This is a genomic window from Micromonospora sp. KC721 (genome assembly GCF_004348355.1).
GTDB lineage: Bacteria > Actinomycetota > Actinomycetes > Mycobacteriales > Micromonosporaceae > Micromonospora.
On sequence record NZ_SMJY01000005.1, the window covers coordinates 17,338 to 33,408 of the forward strand.

Here is a 16,071-nt window from a genome sequence, read left to right on the forward strand (position 1 = left end):
GCTCTCGGCGAAGCAGGGGCCCCTTCCTGACGCCGGCCGCCCCGCCGGGCGTACCGGGCGCAGAGGAGCCCGGAGTTTGTGACGGTTGCCGCAGCGTTCCGTCGCGCACCAGTGCCGGGCGCGCCCACCCGTGGAGCTGGCGGCCGGGCAGCCGGCCGACGACGACCCACGCTACTCCGCGTTTTCGTACCTGAACTCGGGTCGGCTCCAGCCGCGAATGCAGCCGGATTGTCCCGGCCGCGCCGGTCATTCCTGCGCGATGGCCCGCAGGACGTCCGTGCGGGCAGCCCGGACGGCCGGTAGCGTCGCGGCCAGCACGCCGATCACCACGCCAGATGCGAGGTAGGCGGCGAGGAAGGTCCACGGCAGCGCCAGCTCGGTGATGCCGTCGGCACGCAGCGCCCGCGCCACCGCAGCGCCGAGTCCCGTGCCGACGACGACCCCGAGCAGCGCGCCGAAGATGGAGATTGCCACCGCCTCCGCGGTGACCATCTGCACCGTCTGTCCGCGGCTGAGACCCACCGCGCGCAGCAGGCCGAGTTCCCGGGTGCGTTCGAGCACCGACAGGGCCAGTGTGTTGACCACGCCGAGCGCTGCGATCAGCATGGCGACGCCGAGCAGCACCTGCAGCAGCGCCAGGACGGTGCGGAAGACGCCGGTGGCGATGTCAACGAAGCCGGCCGGATCGGTGACCACGGTTTCGGGACTGTCCGCCAGCAGCGATGTCACCTGAGCGCGTACGTCGGCGTCGGACGCGCCAGCGGCTAACCGCACCAGCCCGGTGGAAGGCTGCTGCCGTGACAGGTCCGGCACCACCGAGGCGGGCATGAGCCAGCCGCCCGACCAGTCGCTGCGGTAGGTGCCGGCCAGGGTGAAGGTGCGGCTGCGGCCACTGGCGAAGGTGATTGTCACCGGGGAGCCGATTTGCAGGTCGAGGTCGGCAGCGGTGTCGGCGTCCGCGACGACCTCGTCGGGTGCGAGTGGGCCGAGGGAGCCGGCCACGTGTTCGACCTTGACCGTCGACCACCACGCGGGGATGTCGTCGACCGCGATGATGCTGGTGCGACCACGGGCGGTCAGTGCCAGGTCGTCGTAGACGCCGGTGGCGGCGGCGACGCCAGGCAGTGCCCGGATCCGGTCGAGGATGGCCGGGTCGAAAGTCTGCGGGCGACGGGTGCTCGTGGGCTCGGTGAGGATGAGGTCGGCTCGGTAGTAGTCGGCCGCCGTGCCGTGGAAGCTCGCGGTGGCCGAGGTGAGCACGACGTTCACCGCGGTGACCAGCGCGATGCCGACCATCAGCGCCGCCGCGGTGCTCGCGGTACGACGCGGGTTGCGGCCGGCGTTGAGCCGTCCCAGCCGTCCGGGCGGCGACCAGGCGAACAGTCGGCCGATCAGGTTCACCGCGGGCCGCGCGATGAGCGGGGTCAGCAGCGCCGCGCCGACGAAGCTCGCCAGGACGCCGCCGAGGACGGTGCCCAGCGGGATGTCGTCGGTGCCGTCGGCGAACGCGATGACGAGCAGGGCGACGCCGACGGCACCGATCACCGCGCCGGTCACGGTCAGCCTCGTGAGTGGACGGTCAGGGGCTGAGATGGCGCGCAGCGCGGCCACCGGTGGTACGCGGGACGCGCGCAGCGCCGGTCCGAATGCGGCAACCACGGTGACCGCCAGGCCGAGCGCAACGGAGGTGAGTACCGCCGCCGGCGGGACGGTCGCCACGCTCAGGCCCAGGTCGCCGACAGCGGTGTTGCCGGCCAGCCGGGGCAGCAGCACGGCGATGCCCACGCCGAGCGCGGCACCGGCCGCCGATGCGACGAGTCCGACCAGTACCGCCTCTACCACCACTGAGCCGACCACCTGTCGGCGGCGGGCGCCCAGAGCGCGCAGCAGCGCGAGTTCCCGGGTGCGCTGCGCGATGACCATCGAGAAGGTGTTGAGGATCAGGAAGACGCCGACGAACAGGGCGATCCCGCCGACAGCCAGCAGGATCAGGGTGATGGTGGCGAGGTCCTCCCGCGCCGACTCGGACTGGGTCGCGCGCAGCTCGTCGCCGGTGCGCACGACGACGTCGTCACCCAGGGCGCCGCGGAGTCGATCCCGCAGGACGGCGGGGGTGACGCCGGGGGCGGCGCGGACGTCCACCGCGGAGTACACGCCGGGCCGGCCCAGCATGAGTTCGGCTGCTACCGACTCGTGGAAGGCGATCTGGTGGGCGCCGCCCACACTGTCCCGGTCTCCGCGGTAACCGACGATGCCGACCACGGTGAACATCTGCTTCGGTCGTCGGGTGAGTACGGCCGCCCGGTCGCCGACCTGCATACGGGCGGCCCGGGCAAGTGCCGCGTTGATGGCGATCTCGTTCGGCGCCGCGGGTGCGCGGCCCGCCCGCAACCGGATCGACCCGCGCTCGCCGGTCCAGTTCGTGCCCAGTCGCGGCCGGTTGAAGCTGGTTCCGATCACCTTGCCGTCGGCCCCGACGAGCCGGGCGCCGTCCTCGCTGACCACGCCGGTCGCGGTGGCCACGCCGGTCACGGCGGCGACCCGCCGGACCAGGGCGGCCGGTACCGGTGTGGTGGCCGAGTCCTCGCCGATTCCGGGCAGCACCTGCCTCGCCGTCACCTGAACCTGGGTGTCCTCGTGCAGGCCGGTGTACAGGTCGCGGAGCGACCGGCTGAGGGTGTCGGTGACCACGAGCGCCGCCGACATGAAGGCCACGCCGAGCACGATGGCCAGCGCAGACAACAGCATCCGGAGCCGGCGCGAGCGCAGGCCGGCGAGGGTCGCCCGGATCACCGGGCCGCACCCTGGGTGTCCAGACGCTTCGTCGTCTCGAGTACGGCGTCAGCGGTCGGGGCTGCGAGGTCCTCGACGACCGTGCCGTCGGCGAGAAAGATCACCCGGTCGGCATATGCGGCGGCGCTGGGGTCGTGGGTGACCATCACGATCGTTTGGCCGAACTCGCGGACCGACCGGCTGAGGAAGCCGAGCACATCGGCGCCGGATCGGGAGTCGAGGTTGCCGGTGGGCTCGTCTGCGAACACCACCTGGGGTCGGGTGATCAGGGCACGGGCGCAGGCGACCCGCTGTTGCTGGCCGCCGGAGAGCTGGTCGGGCCGGTGACCGAGACGGTCGCGGAGGCCGACCCTGTCGACCACCGTGTCGAACCACCCCGGCTCGGGTCTGCGGCCGGCGATCGCGAGCGGGAGCAGGATGTTCTCCCGGGCGGTGAGCGTGGGCAGCAGGTTGAACTGCTGGAAGATGAACCCGATCTGCTCGCGTCGCAGACGGGTCAGCGCGGCGTCGTGTAGCCCGGTGACCCGGGTGGCGCCGATGCGGGTCTCGCCACGGGTCACCGTGTCGAGGCCGGCCAGACAGTGCATCAGCGTGGACTTGCCGGACCCGGAGGGGCCCATCACGGCGGTGAACCGGCCGCCCGCGAGTGCCACGCTCACGTCACGTAGCGCGGTCACCTCGGCGGCGCCGCTGCCGTACACCTTCCACACATTGTCGGCCCGCACGGCCGGTTCGTTGGTTGTGGTCACGCCCATAGCCAAGCGGCCGTACGCGCCGCCCACACTGTCTCCAGCGGGGGGTCAGAAGGTGTACCCAGCTATACCGTGCCGCCGGCCGCGCTGCGGTAGCGTGGGCCGACATGCCGATCCGCACCGCGCTGGATGCGCTGTCGCTGCCGCCGACACGGCTGGTGCGCAGCTCGTGGCCCTGGCGATCGGCGCTCTACCTGGCCGGTGGCGCGCTGCCCGGCGCGCCGGCGATTGTTCTGCTGATGCGGTACGGCATCGAGGACCCGGTTCCGGTGCTGCTCGCGACGGTGTCGACGCTCGCGGCGGGCGGGATCGTCTTCGGCAGGCTGGAGCGGTGGCGGTTGCGTCTCGTCGACAGCGTGCCGGTGCCAGACGCCCATCGGCCGCTACCGCCGCGAGGCTGGCGGCACGCGTTGCGGGCACGGCTTCGCGAGCAGGCCACCTGGCGCGAGATCGGCTTCGTCGGCATCTCGATCGGCGTCTTGTGTTGGCTGGACGCGGTGGTGCTGGCATGCGCGGTGGGCTATCCGGTAGCCGCCGTACTGAGCCCGTTGCACGAGCAGGACAACCGACCCTTGGCGACTCTGGTATCGGTGGGGATGGCCGTGGGCCTACTGGCCGCGGCCCCGTACGTGGTGACGGCCTGGGCCGGTGCCCGGGCTGCGATGGCGCGGGCGCTGCTCGGGCCTCGCGAGTCGGACCGGCTCGGTGACCGGCTCATCGAGGTGACCCGGTCGAGGGCGCGACTGGTGGATGCGTTCGAGGTGGAGCGCCGCCGCATCGAGCGCGACCTGCACGACGGGGCACAGCAGCGGCTCGTGGCCTTGAACGTGTATCTCGGGCTCGCCCGCCTGGAGGTACCGGCCGGGTCACCCGGGCATGACCCGCTGGTCAAGGCACACGAATTGGCCCGGCGGGCACTGAGCGAACTGCGTGAGCTGATCCGCGGTGTGCACCCCCAGGTACTCACCGACCGCGGGCTTGGCGCAGCACTGCACGACCTCGCCGGGCGCTCGCCGGTGCCGGTCGACGTCGACGTCCGACTGCCCGGCCGACTTCCGCCGGCCATCGAGGTCACCGCGTACTTCGTGGTCGGCGAAGCGTTGACCAACGTCGCCCGGCACAGCCGGGCGGGTCGGGCCGGTGTCACGGCGGGCCTAGACGATGACCGGCTGATACTGCGAATCAGCGACGACGGGGTAGGCGGTGCAGACCCGCAGGCCGGAACCGGGCTCGCCGGACTGGCCGACCGGGTGGCGGCCGTCGGAGGGAAGGTGTCGCTGTCGAGTCCGCCAGGCGGGCCGACCGTGGTGCAGGCGGAGTTCGCCCCGGCGGTGTCCGATGCCGCGTGAGCGGCGGGTGATCGTCGCGGAGGACGACGTGCTCACCCGGGAGGGAATCATGAGCCTGATCGCCCGGTTCGGGCACCGGGTTGCGACCGCCGTCGGCGACGCCGACGCTCTCGTCGCGGCGGTGCGCGAGCACCGGCCGGACGTGGTGGTCACCGACGTACGGATGCCGCCGACCTTCACCGACGAGGGGTTGCAGGCCGCGTTGCGGCTGCGTCAGGACGACCCCATGCTGCCGATTCTCGTGGTCAGTCAGTACGTCGAGCAGACGTACGCGGCCGAACTGCTGGAATCCGCCCGTCCCGGCACCGCGGGCATCGGCTACCTGCTCAAGGATCGCATCGGGGAGGCAGTCGAGTTCATCGAGGCGATCGACCGTGTCGCCGAGGGTCACACAGTGGTTGACACCGAGGTCGTACGCCAGATGCTCCGCCGGCGCCGGGACCCGCTGACCCGGCTTACCCCCCGGGAGCGTGAGGTCCTCAGCCTGGTGGCAGAGGGCCGGTCGAACGCAGCAATCGCGCGGGCCCTGTTCATCACCGAGACGGCGGTGGCCAAGCACATCGGCAGCGTGCTCATCAAGCTGGACCTGCACCCCGACGAGGACGACCACCGCCGAGTCCGGGCGGTGCTGGCCTACCTGCGCGGCTGACGGGCCCACACCGTCACCGCCGGTGCCCTTTCCGGGCAGGACGGTACGGCGGGAACCTGCGGCACGTCGCGCACTACCACCGCCCCGAGGCGTACGACGTCGCCAGGTGGGTCACGCGGGTCGTCCGGCGGCCGTGGCCGCGTCACCTCGGACCGCAGCGGCGAGTGCTCCCCGCCCGCGCAACTGCTCAGGTGCGTCGTCGGCGACGACCCGCCCGCCGTCGAGGATGATGACCCGGTCGGCGCGCATGATGGTGGAGAGGCGGTGGGCGATCACCAGGGTGGTCCGGCGGTCTCCGGTGGACTCCAAGGCGACTGCCAAGTCGGCCTCGGTGGCGGCGTCGAGGTTGGCGGCGGCCTCGTCGAGGACGAGCACCGGTGCCCGGGTGAGCAGGGCCCGGGCGACGGCGACCCGCGCCCGCTGACCGCCGGACAGTGCTGCTCCCCGCTCGCCGGTCGGCGTGTCGAGACCGGCCGGTAGCGCGTCGAGGAACGGTGTGAGTTGGGCGGCTTCGGCGGCGGCGCGAACCTCGGCGTCGGTGGCGTCCGGCCGGCCCAGCCGGATGTTGTCGGCGACCGAGCCGGGGAACAGGTGGACGTCCTGCGGCACCACGGTGACCGTGCGCCGCAGATCGGCGTCGTCGAGGTCCCGCAGGTCCACCCCGCCGACGGTGATCCGCCCGGCGCCCGGGTCGTGGTAGCGAAGCAGCAGGTGCGCGCAGGTGGACTTGCCCACCCCGGAGGCGCCCACCAGGGCGACCGTCTCACCGGGCCGGAGGGTGAACGAGACGCCGCGCAGCACCGGCCGGTCCGGCAGGTACCCGAAGTGCACGTCGTCGAAGATCACCTCGCCGTCAGCGGGTGCGGGTACCGGCCGGGCCGGTGCCGGGACGGGGGAGGGCGCCTGAAGCAGGGCGTCGACCCGGTCGGCCGCGGCACGCAGGGTGCCGGCCTCCTTGAGCAGCAGGGCCACCTGGCTGGCCGGGCCGAGGATCGCGCCGGCGAGGACCAGCGCCACCGGGCCGGCGGCGACGTCGAGCCGTCCGGCGCGGATGCCGTCGAGGACCACCAGCACCGCGCTGACCCCGGCGGCGGCGACCAGCGCGTCGATCAGCGCGGTTTCCAGGCCCGCGCGGGCGGCGTTGCGCCGTTGGGTCCGCCCGAGCTGTCGGGTACGGGCGGCGAGGTGTGCGCGGCGCCGCTCCAGCGCCCCGAAGACGGTCAGCTCGCGTAGGCCGTGCACCGTGTCGACGATGTCGGCGGTCAGCTCGGCGGTGGCGGCGCGGACCTGGGCGCCTTGCCGGTCGGCGTGCCGGCGCAGCAGCCAGGGGGTCACCGTGATCAGAGCCGCGGCGGGCAGCACCACAGCGGGCAACCAGGGGTCGATCCAGGCCGCCAGGGCTGTGCCGACGCCGAGGACCACGGTGGCGGTGAGCAGTTGCGCGATGGTGTGCGCGAACAGCCACTCCAGCGTCTCGATGTCGGACAGCGCGACGGTAGCCAGGTCGCCGGAGCGACGTCCGCCGAGACCGCCCGGGGCGATCCGGGTGATCGCGTCGTACACCCGGGTGCGCAGGTCGGCGAGGATGCGGTAGGCGAGGTCGTGGGAGACGTACATCTCCCACCAGGTCGCCACGGTGACGATCGCGACCAGCGCGCCGAGGAGTGCCGTGACCACACCGACCGGCGTGGGGACACCCGCCACGGCCCGCCCCACCAGGGCGGCGCCGAGTACCGCCGTGGTCAGCCCGCCGAGCTGCCCGAGGAGGTTCGCCGTCAGGGTGCCCCGGAACGCGCGGGGATGCCCGGCGATCGCCGGCAGCAGCCGGCGCAGCGCACCGGGTCGTCTCGTCGCCGTCGGCCGGTCCGGTGCGGTCATCCGGACACCTCCTGAGCGGCGACCAGGTCGGCGTACTCGGGGCACGAGGCCAGCAGGTCCTCGTGGCGGCCCTCGGCGACGACCCGGCCGCGGCCCAGCAGCACGATCCGGTCGGCGTGCCGCACGGCGCTGAGCCGGTGGGCGATCACCAGGCAGGTCCTGCCCCGAGCGGCCGTGGCGAGCGCCTCCAGGATCGCGGCCTCCTGCCGGCCGTCCACGCTCGAGGTGGCCTCGTCGAGGATGAGCACCGGTGTGTCGGCGAGCAGGGCCCGGGCGATGGCCAGGCGTTGCCGCTGCCCGCCGGAGAGGGACGTGCCGCGTTCGCCGACCGGGCTGGCGTACCCGAGCGGCAGCGCCTCGATGAACCCGTGCGCGCCGGCGGCCCGCGCGGCGGCCACCAGGTCGGCGTCGGTGGCGTCCGGGCGGGCCAACCGCAGGTTGTCCGCCACGGAGCCGTGGAACAGGTACGTCTCCTGCGCCACCACGGTCACCGTGCGGCGCAGCGTCTGCGGGGTGAGGTCGCGCAGGTCCACCCCGTCCACGGTGATCCGACCGGTGGCCGGGTCCAGGTGCCGCAGCAGCAGGTTGGCCAGGGTCGACTTGCCGGCGCCGGAGCGGCCGACCACCGCGACGGTCTCGCCGGGGGCGAGGCGGAGGTTCACCTCCCGCAGCGCCGGCTCGGTCCGGCCGGGGTAGCGGTGGCTGACCGCGTCGAAGACCACGGCCGGACCGTGGTCGAACCGGCGGTCGACGTGTCCGCGGTGCAGGACGGTGGGCGGCGTGCGGAGCAGTTCGGTCAGGCCGTCGACCGCGGTGACGCCGAGGTAGCCGGCGTGCCAGTGCGCGCCCAGGTCGCGTACCGGCCGGAAGCACTCCACCGAGACGAGCAGCACCAGGAACACGGCAGCCGCGTCGGCCCGCCCGGCGTACGCGGCGACCGCCGCCGCCACGGCCGCGGCGGCGAGACCGGCCTGGATCAGCAGGGCGCTGATCCCGCTCTCGATCAGGGACAGGCGCAGCTGCGCCATCGTGGTGGTGTGCAGGTCGTGCGTACGTGCCTGGATTCCGTCCCGCATCCGGCCGACCGCGCCGAAGGCGCGCAGCGTCGCCGCGCCCTGGAGGGTGTCGAGGACGTCGGCGGCGAGCGCGGTGAACGCCGCCCACCGGCCGCGTCCACGGCGTAGCAGGGTGGCGTCCCAGATGCGGGGGACGGTCAGTACCAGCACCACGGCCGTGCCGAGCAGCCCGGCGGCGACCGGCTGCACGGTGGCGAGCCAGGCCACCAGTGCGGTCGGTACGGTGACCGTGACCACCACCTGGGGTAGGTAGCGGCGGTAGTAGGCGTCCAGCCCCTCCACGCCGTCGACGAGGGTGGCCTGGGTGCGGCCGGTGCGGGATCCGGCGAGCCAGGCCGGTCCCAGTTCGGCGAGCCGGGCAACCAGCCGGTCACGCAACCGCGCGCGGATCCGGGCGCCGGCGGCCGCGCCGGCGACCTCCCGGCACCAGAGCAGCGCCGCCCGCACCAGGATCACCCCGAGCGCCCCGACCAGTAGACCGGTAGCGGCGGCGAGGTCACGCCGGGCCGTCGCCGCCAGCGCGCCGGCGACCAGCAGCGCCTGACCGACGTACGCGCCCGACACGGCCATGCCGAGCGCCGCGCATCCGACGACCGGTCCGGTGACGGCACCGGCCAGCCGGATCAGTTCCCGGTGGACGATCACTCCTCCTCCAGCGGCTCGTCGGCCAACGCGCGCACCGTCGCGGTGTGCGCGTCGGCGAACACCCGCCCGCGTACGCCGAACACGTCGGCGAGCAGCGCCGGCGTCACCACGTCGCCCGGCGGCCCGTCGGCGCGTACCCGGCCGCCGGCCAGCGCCACCACGCGGTCCGTGAAGCGGGCGGCGTGGTCCAGCTCGTGGAGCACCGTCACCACGGTCAGGCCCCGCTCGGTGTGCAGCCGGCGCACCAGCGACAGCACCTCCAACTGGTGGCGGACGTCGAGGAAGGTGGTCGGCTCGTCGAGCAGCAGCACCGGGGTTCGTTGGGCCAGCGCGAGCGCGAGCCGGACCCGCTGCCGCTCTCCGCCGCTGAGCGTGTCGACCTGCCGGTCGGCCAGCCCGGTGACGCCGGTCGCGGCGAGCGCCGTGGACGCCTCGGCGTCCTCGGGCCGCCACAGCATGCCCAGCGGGCCCCGGTGCGGGTAGCGGCCCTGCGCGACGAGCTGTCGGACGGTCAGCCCGGGCACCGGCGGCAACTGCTGGTGCAGGACCGCCACCTGCCGGGCGACGTCCCGCCGCCGCTGCGCGTACGCGGGGCGGCCGTGCAGCAGCACCCGGCCGCTCTCGGGCCGGTCGGCGCCGGTGAGCAGCCGCAGCAGGGTGGACTTGCCGCAGCCGTTGCGCCCGACGAGCGCGACGGACTCACCGGCCCGGACGGTCAGCGACACCCCGTCGAGCACCACCCGGTCGCGGTAACGGTAGCGGGCCTGCTCGACGGTGAAGACCGGTTCGGTCACGACACCTCCACGTGTGGGGAGCGGCGGGCGACGACGACCAGCGCCACCGCCCCGAGCAGGGCGGTGACCGCACCGGCGGGCACCGCGAGCCGCTGCCCGGCCGACCCGGACTGCACCAGCAGGGTCAGCACCTGGGCCACCGCGTCCGCGCCGGTGACCATGGTGGCGCCGAGCAGGGCGGCGGCCGGCAGCGCACGGCGCAGGTCGGCCCCGCACAGGGCGCGGGCGACGTGCGGGACGACGAGCCCGACGAAGGCCAGCGCGCCGGCCAGGGCCACCGCGCCGGCGGCCAGCGCCACCGACAGGGCCAGACCCAGGGCACGCACCGGCCGGGGCGAGAGCCCGAGCGCGGCGGCGTGCCCGTCACCGGCCGCGAGCATGCCCAGCACGGCGGAGCAGAGCCAGGCCAGCAGCAGCGCCGTGGCCAGCCACGGCCAGGCGACGGACACGTGCGCCCAGACCCGCCCGTCCACCGAGCCGACGAGCCAGCGCAGCGCGTTGCCGAACCGGCCCGGCTGGTACGCGAGCAGCAGCGTGGTGATCCCGGCCAGCGCGGCCGAGCCGAGCAGCCCGTACGTCGCGATCTGGGCCGGGGAGCCATCGCGGGCCAGCACCCACATCAGCGAGCCGCCGGCGGCTCCGCCGAGCAGCGCCGCCACCAGCGCCCCGGCCGCCGAGTCCGCCGGAACCAGGCCGAGCTGGATACCGCCGAGCACGCCCAGCACCGCACCGGGGTTGACCCCGGCCAACTCCGGCGCGGCGAGCGGGTTACGCAGCACCGCCTGCAGCAGCAGCCCGGCCGCGCCGAGCCCGCCGCCCGCGAGCAGCGCGGTGGCCAGCCGGGGCAGCCGCAGTTCGACGAGGATCCGCTGCTCCAACGGATCCAGCTGCGGCCAGTCGACGCCCCGCCCGACGGCGAGTTCGGCGGCGACAGCGACGACCAGCGCAGCGACCGCCCACCACCACCTCACGACGTACCCCGGCGGCGGAGCAGCACCAGGCCGGAGAGGATGCCGATGGCGGCCGTCCACGCACCCAGCGGAGTCTCGGCCGGCGCGAACGCGTGTCGGGCGGCCAGGTCGGCGACGGTGGTGAACAGCGCGCCGAACGCCGCCGCCCAGGGCAGCAGGGCCCGGGCGTCGGCGTCCGGGCGTACCCGCCGGGCCACGTGCGGGGCGACGAACCCGATCCAGGCGATCGGACCACACGGGCCGACGACGACGGCGACCAGGACGGCGGCGAGCCCGAGCACCGCGACGCGCGCCCGCCCGACGTGCAACCCGAGCGCGGTGGCGGCCTCGTCGCCGAGGCGCAGCACGCCGAGCGCGGGCAGGACCGCCAAGACCAGCGGCCCGCACAGCAGTAGCCACGGCAGGGTGAGCCGCGCGTGGTCCCAGGTGATGCCGGTGAGGCTGCCCACCAGGTAGCGGAAGAGCGTGTCGTACTGCAGGCGGTCGGCGGCGGCCATCACCGCCAGCAGCACCGCCTGCAACGCCGTGGACATCGCCGCGCCGATGAGCAGGACCGCACCGGGACCACGGCCGGTCCCCGCCGCGGCCAGGCAGAGCGCGCCGCCGCCCAGGGCCCCTGCCAGGGCTACCACGGGCTGCGCCGCCGCCGGAACAGGGAGTGCCCAGACCACCACCACGGCGGCGGCGAGCGCGCCGCCGGTGGAGACCCCGAGCAACTCGGGTACGGCCAGCGGGTTGCGCAGCGCGGCCTGCATCAGCAGCCCAGCCACGCCGACGGCCGCCCCGCCGAGCAACGCCAGCAGCAGTCGGGGCGTCCGGAGTTCCCAGAGGACCACCTGGGCGACCTCGACATCGGCGGGTAGGGCAAGAGCGAGGGTCAACGCGATCGCCGCCGTCAGGGCGATCGGCAACGCGACCGCTGCCGGCCACCGACGAGCCGTCCGGGGCGGCGTGGGCGCCGCGCCGACGCTGCCGTCGGCGGCCGATGTCGGTGCCGTCACGCCGTGGCCTTGGCAACCGCCTCATCGAGGATCAGCCCCAACGCCCGGGTGCCCCGGCCGGAGGCCCACAGCTCCGACGGCACCTCGTGGGCGCGGCCCTCACGGACGGCGGTGATCCGCTTCCACACCGGGTTCTCGGCGTACTGGGCGGTGACCGTCTTGGCGTCCGGTCCGAAGGTGAACGACTGGATGAACACGATGTCCGGGTCGCGCGTCAGAATCTCCTCCACGCTGTACGCCTGGGCGGTGTCGAAGCCGCCCCCTTTACTCGGCCACGGGTAGTCGAAGACTTGGGCGAGCAGGTGGCCGAGCAGGTCGTCGGAGGTGTTCACGCCGATCGACGTGCCGCCGTACATCGCCAGCGCGGTCGTCTTCCGCAGGCCGCGCTGGTCGGCGGCGGCCCGGGCCGCGGCGAGCCGGTCCCGGAACTTCTGCTCGGCACTCGCCTGCTGCGCGCCCCGGTCGGCGAGCGTGGCGATGTCGCGCAGGTAGCGCACCGAGTCCTCGTAGGTCTTGACGCTGACCAGCCACAGCGGCGCGAACTTCTCGATCGCGGGCCGCAGCTGGTCGTGTACGCCGGCGAGGCCGATGACCAGATCGGCACGCGTGGTGGCGATCGACGCGACGTCCTCGTTGCCGAAGGTGCCGGGCAGCGTCGGCACCGCCGCGCCGGCGGCACCGAGGTAGTCGGGGCGGCCGATGAGCTTGGGCGTGGTCGTCGCCGCCGGAGTGAGGCCGAGTTCGACCAGGGCGTCGTCGCACAACCCCGTGAGGCACACGATCCGCTCCGGCTTCGCCTTGAGCGTGACGGTGGTGCCCCGGACGTCGGTGATGCTGAGCCGGTGCGCGACCGTCTCGACGGGCGGCGCGGAAGGGACGTCCGGCGTGGTGGCGGGAGCGGGGTCGGCGCTGCCACAGCCGGTCAGGACGGCTGCGGCGACGAGGAGAGCGGTGAGGGCGTTGCGATGACGTGTCACGGCCTGTACTTCCGATAGCGGATGGACCGCGAAACGATAATGGTTCTCATTGCATTTGGGCAAGACCGTTCACATGATCCTGACCGTTGCGGTCGGCGCGCCGACGCGGTCGAGGTGTTCGTGCTGCGGCACCAGGTCGCAGTGCTGCCTGGTGATTGACACCCCGGTCTTTCCTCGGGGGTCAGGTGGCGAGCCGGTAGCCGATGCCGCGGACCGTGTTGATCAGGTCGGGAGTGAGCTTGCGGCGCAGGTAGCCGATGTAGACGTCGACGACGTTGGAGCCCGGGTCATGGGCGAGCCCCCATACGCGGTCCAGCAACTGCTCCCGGCTGAGGACCTGCCCGGGGTGGCGCATGAGGGTCTCGGCGAGCAGGAACTCGCGGGCGGTCAGCTCGACCTGCCGTCCGTCGACGGTGGCAGTGCGCCGTACGAGGTCCAGGGTGACCTTTCCGGCGCGCAGGGTGGTCGGGGTGTCGCGACCGGGCTCGCGTAGCCTGGCCCGGATCCGGGCGAGGAGTTCCTCGAAGGAGAACGGCTTGGTCAGGTAGTCATCGGCGCCCAGGTCGAGGCCCGTGACCCGATCGGGTACGGCGTCGCGGGCGGTCAGCACGATCACCGCGAGGCGTTCGCCGCGGGCGCGAAGCTGCGCCAGGGTCGCGAGCCCGTCCTGGCCCGGCAGGCCGAGGTCGAGGATGAGCAGGTCGAAGTCGCCGCTGCGGGCGCAGGCGGCGGCATCGACACCGTTGTCTACCACGGTGGTCATGTAGCCGGCTGACCGCAGCCCTTTGGTGAGAAACGAAGCGATGCGTGGTTCGTCCTCGGCAATCAAGACGCGATTCACGGGCGCGACCCTCCTTCGTCGGGTAGGACCAGGGTGAAGGTGGAGCCGGCACCGGGGATGCTCTCGACGGCCACCGCGCCGTGATGGGCGTGCGCGATCGCGGCCACGATCGCCAGGCCGAGGCCGGCACCCTCGGCCCGCTGCCGCCCCTGTTCGGTACGCACGAAGCGCTCGAAGATGCGCTGCCGGTCTTCCGGGGCGATCCCGGCACCGGTGTCCCGCACCGAGATCACGACTCGTCCGTGGGCAGCGTTGCTGGACAACTCGATCAGGTCGCCCGGCCCGGTGAACTGAACCGCGTTCTGGCACAGCTGCGTCAGCGCCTGGGTGAGCCGCTGCCGATCGCCCCAGACCACGACCTCCTCAACGCGACCGAGACGCCACTGCCGGTCGCCGAGGGCGACGGCCTTGACGTATACGTCGTGGACGAGTTCGGCGATGTCCACCCGGCCCGGATGCAGGAAATCCGGCTGCTCTGCCTTGGCGAGCATCAGCAGGTCGTCGACGAGCCGATTCATCCGGTCCAGCTCGTCGGTGACCAGCGCGACCGTGTCCGCCCGCTCGGCCGGATCCTCACCCATCAGTTCCAGGTGGCCGCGCACGATCGTGATCGGCGTTCGCAGCTCGTGTCCGGCGTCGGACAGGAACGCCCGCTGCGCGGCGAACGCCCGGTCCAACCGGCCTACCATCGCGTTGAACGTGCGGGCCAGGTCGGCGACCTCGTCGCTGCCCGACACCGGGATGCGCCGGGACAGGTCCGTCTCCTCGATCTGCCGGGCGGTTTCGGTGACTGTGCGTAGCGGCCGTATCGCCCGGCCCATGGCCAGGTAGCCGCCCGCAGCCACCATGACCAGGACGAGCAGGCACACCAGGACGATCAGGTGGACCGCCCGATCAATCTCGGCCCGCCGCTCGGCGCCGAACTCGGCCACGACGACGTGGCCACGAACCGCGCCGTCGATCGTCACCGGCACCGCGAGCCATCGCGCGGAGCCGGCCGGCGTATCCGCGACCTGCCCGTAGAGGCTGTCGGTGAGAGCGGTCCACCGGGCCACCAGCGTCGGGTCGGTGACCAGATCATGCGGCGCGTCCGCAGTGCCCTGGTAGAACCGGCCATCCACGAAGATCAGCACGGCCTCCCCGTCCTGCGGCTCGTTGCGCAGCAGGTAGGTGTCGGCGATCGCGCGCAGGTTGGTGCCGAACGGCTGGCCGGTGGCCGGGTCCTGCCCGCCGACGAGGCGGCGGAACTCGGTCACCTCCTGCTGCATGTCCGTGGTGATCCGGTTCTCCAATTGGTTGAGCAGCACCTGCCGGATCACCACCACCGTCGACATCGAGGCGACGGCCAGCAAGGCCAATGCCCACCCGAGCAGACGCAGCCGCAGCCCCACCATGGGACGCAGCCGGACCCGCCATGGCGCGCTGGCCGGCGGCTCAGTCGTCGTCTCCGTCGTCGTCGGAGCCGCCATCGTCGTCGTCGGAACCGCTGCCATCGTCGTCGTCGGAACCGCTGCCGTCGGCGTCGTCGTCGCCGTCGTCGGCGTCTCCGGCGTCGTCATCATCGCCTCCATCGGTGGCTGGCCCGGTCGGGTCCTGCTCATTGTCGTCCGCGTCCTCGGGCCGTGCCCCGGTCGGTTCGACAATGTTGATCACCGGAACCGCTGGTGGCGGAGCCAGCGCCGGCAAGCCCACCCAGACCAGCAGCCCAATGAGGCCTGCAAGCCCGAGCCCGGTGGCCACCCGCTGCGCGCTCATGACCGTGACGCTGCCCGTTCCGGATAAGGCAAGCATGAGCGGCGGATGAGAACACTCTCATCGAACGCTGGCGAACGCCCGCACAGGGCGCGGCCCGACCTCGGGGAGGTCGGGCCGCGGGATAGAGATGCGGAATGGTCAGTCAGCGGAGTCCGCCGAAGCTGGCGAACCGGCCGAAGCTGGCGAACCAGCCGAGTCGGCACCAGCCGGCGCCTTCTTCGGCCGCGGATTCGGCGAGTCCGCCGAGTTGTCGCTGACCGCCCGCTTGGCCGGCGGGTTCGGCGAGTCGGCGGTGGAGGCGGTCGGGCTGTCCGCCGACTCCGGTGACGTGTCCACGGCGCCCGCGGGCGAGTCGGCGGAATCGAACGGGGACGCGTGCGGGCTGTCGGCGGACTCTACCGAGCCCGCGGAGTCGTCCGAGCCGGCCACATCGTCGTACTGGACGGCGATGGGCTTGACCTTGTCCTGGTCCTGAAGGTCGATCCGGTCGCTGGCGACGGCCGCGCCGCCCAGCCCGGCGAGGATCGCGGCGGCGCCGGTACCTGCTGCGGCGATCCGCCACGGTCGGGTGATTCGCATGATGGGGTCCT

Annotated in this window: 14 protein-coding genes; 2 read left to right on the plus strand and 12 right to left on the minus strand. The window is 73.3% G+C overall.

Annotation, left to right across the window (positions count from 1 at the left end):
- Positions 1 to 246: 246 nt before the first annotated feature.
- A complete protein-coding gene (locus E1182_RS01670; protein ID WP_132260824.1) occupies positions 247 to 2,793 on the minus strand; it encodes an ABC transporter permease in 2,547 nt (848 codons plus the stop codon).
- Positions 2,790 to 3,548 (minus strand): ABC transporter ATP-binding protein, encoded by a 759-nt coding sequence (locus E1182_RS01675; protein ID WP_132260825.1) that lies wholly within the window; start codon positions 3,546 to 3,548, stop codon positions 2,790 to 2,792. The genes E1182_RS01670 and E1182_RS01675 overlap by 4 nt, the downstream gene beginning before the upstream one ends.
- Positions 3,549 to 3,652: 104 nt before the next feature.
- On the opposite strand from E1182_RS01675, the gene E1182_RS01680 reads away from it, so the two are divergent.
- Entirely contained in the window at positions 3,653 to 4,894 is a 1,242-nt protein-coding gene (locus E1182_RS01680) for a sensor histidine kinase (RefSeq protein WP_132260826.1), read from the plus strand.
- Complete coding sequence (locus E1182_RS01685; RefSeq protein WP_207921220.1) at positions 4,884 to 5,543, plus strand: response regulator transcription factor; 660 nt, start codon at positions 4,884 to 4,886, stop codon at positions 5,541 to 5,543. Before E1182_RS01680 ends, E1182_RS01685 begins: the two co-directional genes overlap by 11 nt.
- A 111-nt stretch (positions 5,544 to 5,654) precedes the next feature.
- Here E1182_RS01685 and cydC read toward each other — a convergent pair whose 3' ends face one another.
- From cydC to E1182_RS01735, 10 genes are all read right to left on the minus strand, one after another.
- On the minus strand, positions 5,655 to 7,421 hold the full coding sequence (gene cydC, locus E1182_RS01690; RefSeq protein ID WP_132260827.1) for a thiol reductant ABC exporter subunit CydC: 1,767 nt from the start codon (positions 7,419 to 7,421) through the stop codon (positions 5,655 to 5,657).
- Positions 7,418 to 9,142, minus strand: a complete 1,725-nt coding sequence (locus tag E1182_RS01695; RefSeq protein ID WP_132260828.1) for an ABC transporter ATP-binding protein/permease — start codon at positions 9,140 to 9,142, stop codon at positions 7,418 to 7,420. Before E1182_RS01695 ends, cydC begins: the two co-directional genes overlap by 4 nt.
- Positions 9,139 to 9,936, minus strand: a complete 798-nt coding sequence (locus E1182_RS01700; protein ID WP_132260829.1) for an ABC transporter ATP-binding protein — start codon at positions 9,934 to 9,936, stop codon at positions 9,139 to 9,141. Before E1182_RS01700 ends, E1182_RS01695 begins: the two co-directional genes overlap by 4 nt.
- Positions 9,933 to 10,907, minus strand: coding sequence for an iron chelate uptake ABC transporter family permease subunit (locus E1182_RS01705; RefSeq protein ID WP_132260830.1), 975 nt, complete (start codon positions 10,905 to 10,907; stop codon positions 9,933 to 9,935). The genes E1182_RS01700 and E1182_RS01705 overlap by 4 nt, the downstream gene beginning before the upstream one ends.
- The gene (locus E1182_RS01710) at positions 10,904 to 11,908 is read right to left on the minus strand and encodes an iron ABC transporter permease (protein ID WP_132260831.1); all 1,005 of its coding nucleotides are present in this window, start codon (positions 11,906 to 11,908) and stop codon (positions 10,904 to 10,906) included. The genes E1182_RS01705 and E1182_RS01710 overlap by 4 nt, the downstream gene beginning before the upstream one ends.
- Positions 11,905 to 12,885: an ABC transporter substrate-binding protein gene (locus E1182_RS01715; RefSeq protein WP_132260832.1), complete on the minus strand. Its 981-nt coding sequence runs from the start codon at positions 12,883 to 12,885 to the stop codon at positions 11,905 to 11,907. The genes E1182_RS01710 and E1182_RS01715 overlap by 4 nt, the downstream gene beginning before the upstream one ends.
- Before the next feature lie 181 nt (positions 12,886 to 13,066).
- A complete protein-coding gene (locus tag E1182_RS01720; RefSeq protein WP_132260833.1) occupies positions 13,067 to 13,726 on the minus strand; it encodes a response regulator transcription factor in 660 nt (219 codons plus the stop codon).
- Positions 13,723 to 15,195 carry a HAMP domain-containing sensor histidine kinase gene (locus E1182_RS01725; protein ID WP_207921221.1) on the minus strand — a complete coding sequence of 491 codons (1,473 nt, stop codon included), beginning with the start codon at positions 15,193 to 15,195 and terminating at the stop codon, positions 13,723 to 13,725. The genes E1182_RS01720 and E1182_RS01725 overlap by 4 nt, the downstream gene beginning before the upstream one ends.
- Entirely contained in the window at positions 15,161 to 15,481 is a 321-nt protein-coding gene (locus E1182_RS01730; RefSeq protein WP_132260835.1) for a hypothetical protein, read from the minus strand. The genes E1182_RS01725 and E1182_RS01730 overlap by 35 nt, the downstream gene beginning before the upstream one ends.
- A 138-nt stretch (positions 15,482 to 15,619) precedes the next feature.
- Positions 15,620 to 16,060, minus strand: a complete 441-nt coding sequence (locus E1182_RS01735; RefSeq protein ID WP_132260836.1) for a hypothetical protein — start codon at positions 16,058 to 16,060, stop codon at positions 15,620 to 15,622.
- Positions 16,061 to 16,071: the final 11 nt, after the last annotated feature.

Excerpts from the sequence above, each read along its gene's own strand:
- E1182_RS01730 (WP_132260835.1), bottom strand. The coding sequence starts at position 15,481 with ATGAGCGCGCAGCGGGTGGCCACCGGGCTCGGGCTTGCAGGCCTCATT.
- E1182_RS01675 (WP_132260825.1), bottom strand. The coding sequence starts at position 3,548 with ATGGGCGTGACCACAACCAACGAACCGGCCGTGCGGGCCGACAATGTG.
- E1182_RS01725 (WP_207921221.1), bottom strand. The coding sequence starts at position 15,195 with ATGGCGGCTCCGACGACGACGGAGACGACGACTGAGCCGCCGGCCAGC.
- E1182_RS01735 (WP_132260836.1), bottom strand. The coding sequence starts at position 16,060 with ATGCGAATCACCCGACCGTGGCGGATCGCCGCAGCAGGTACCGGCGCC.
- cydC (WP_132260827.1), bottom strand. The coding sequence starts at position 7,421 with ATGACCGCACCGGACCGGCCGACGGCGACGAGACGACCCGGTGCGCTG.
- E1182_RS01685 (WP_207921220.1), top strand. The coding sequence starts at position 4,884 with ATGCCGCGTGAGCGGCGGGTGATCGTCGCGGAGGACGACGTGCTCACC.
- E1182_RS01680 (WP_132260826.1), top strand. The coding sequence starts at position 3,653 with ATGCCGATCCGCACCGCGCTGGATGCGCTGTCGCTGCCGCCGACACGG.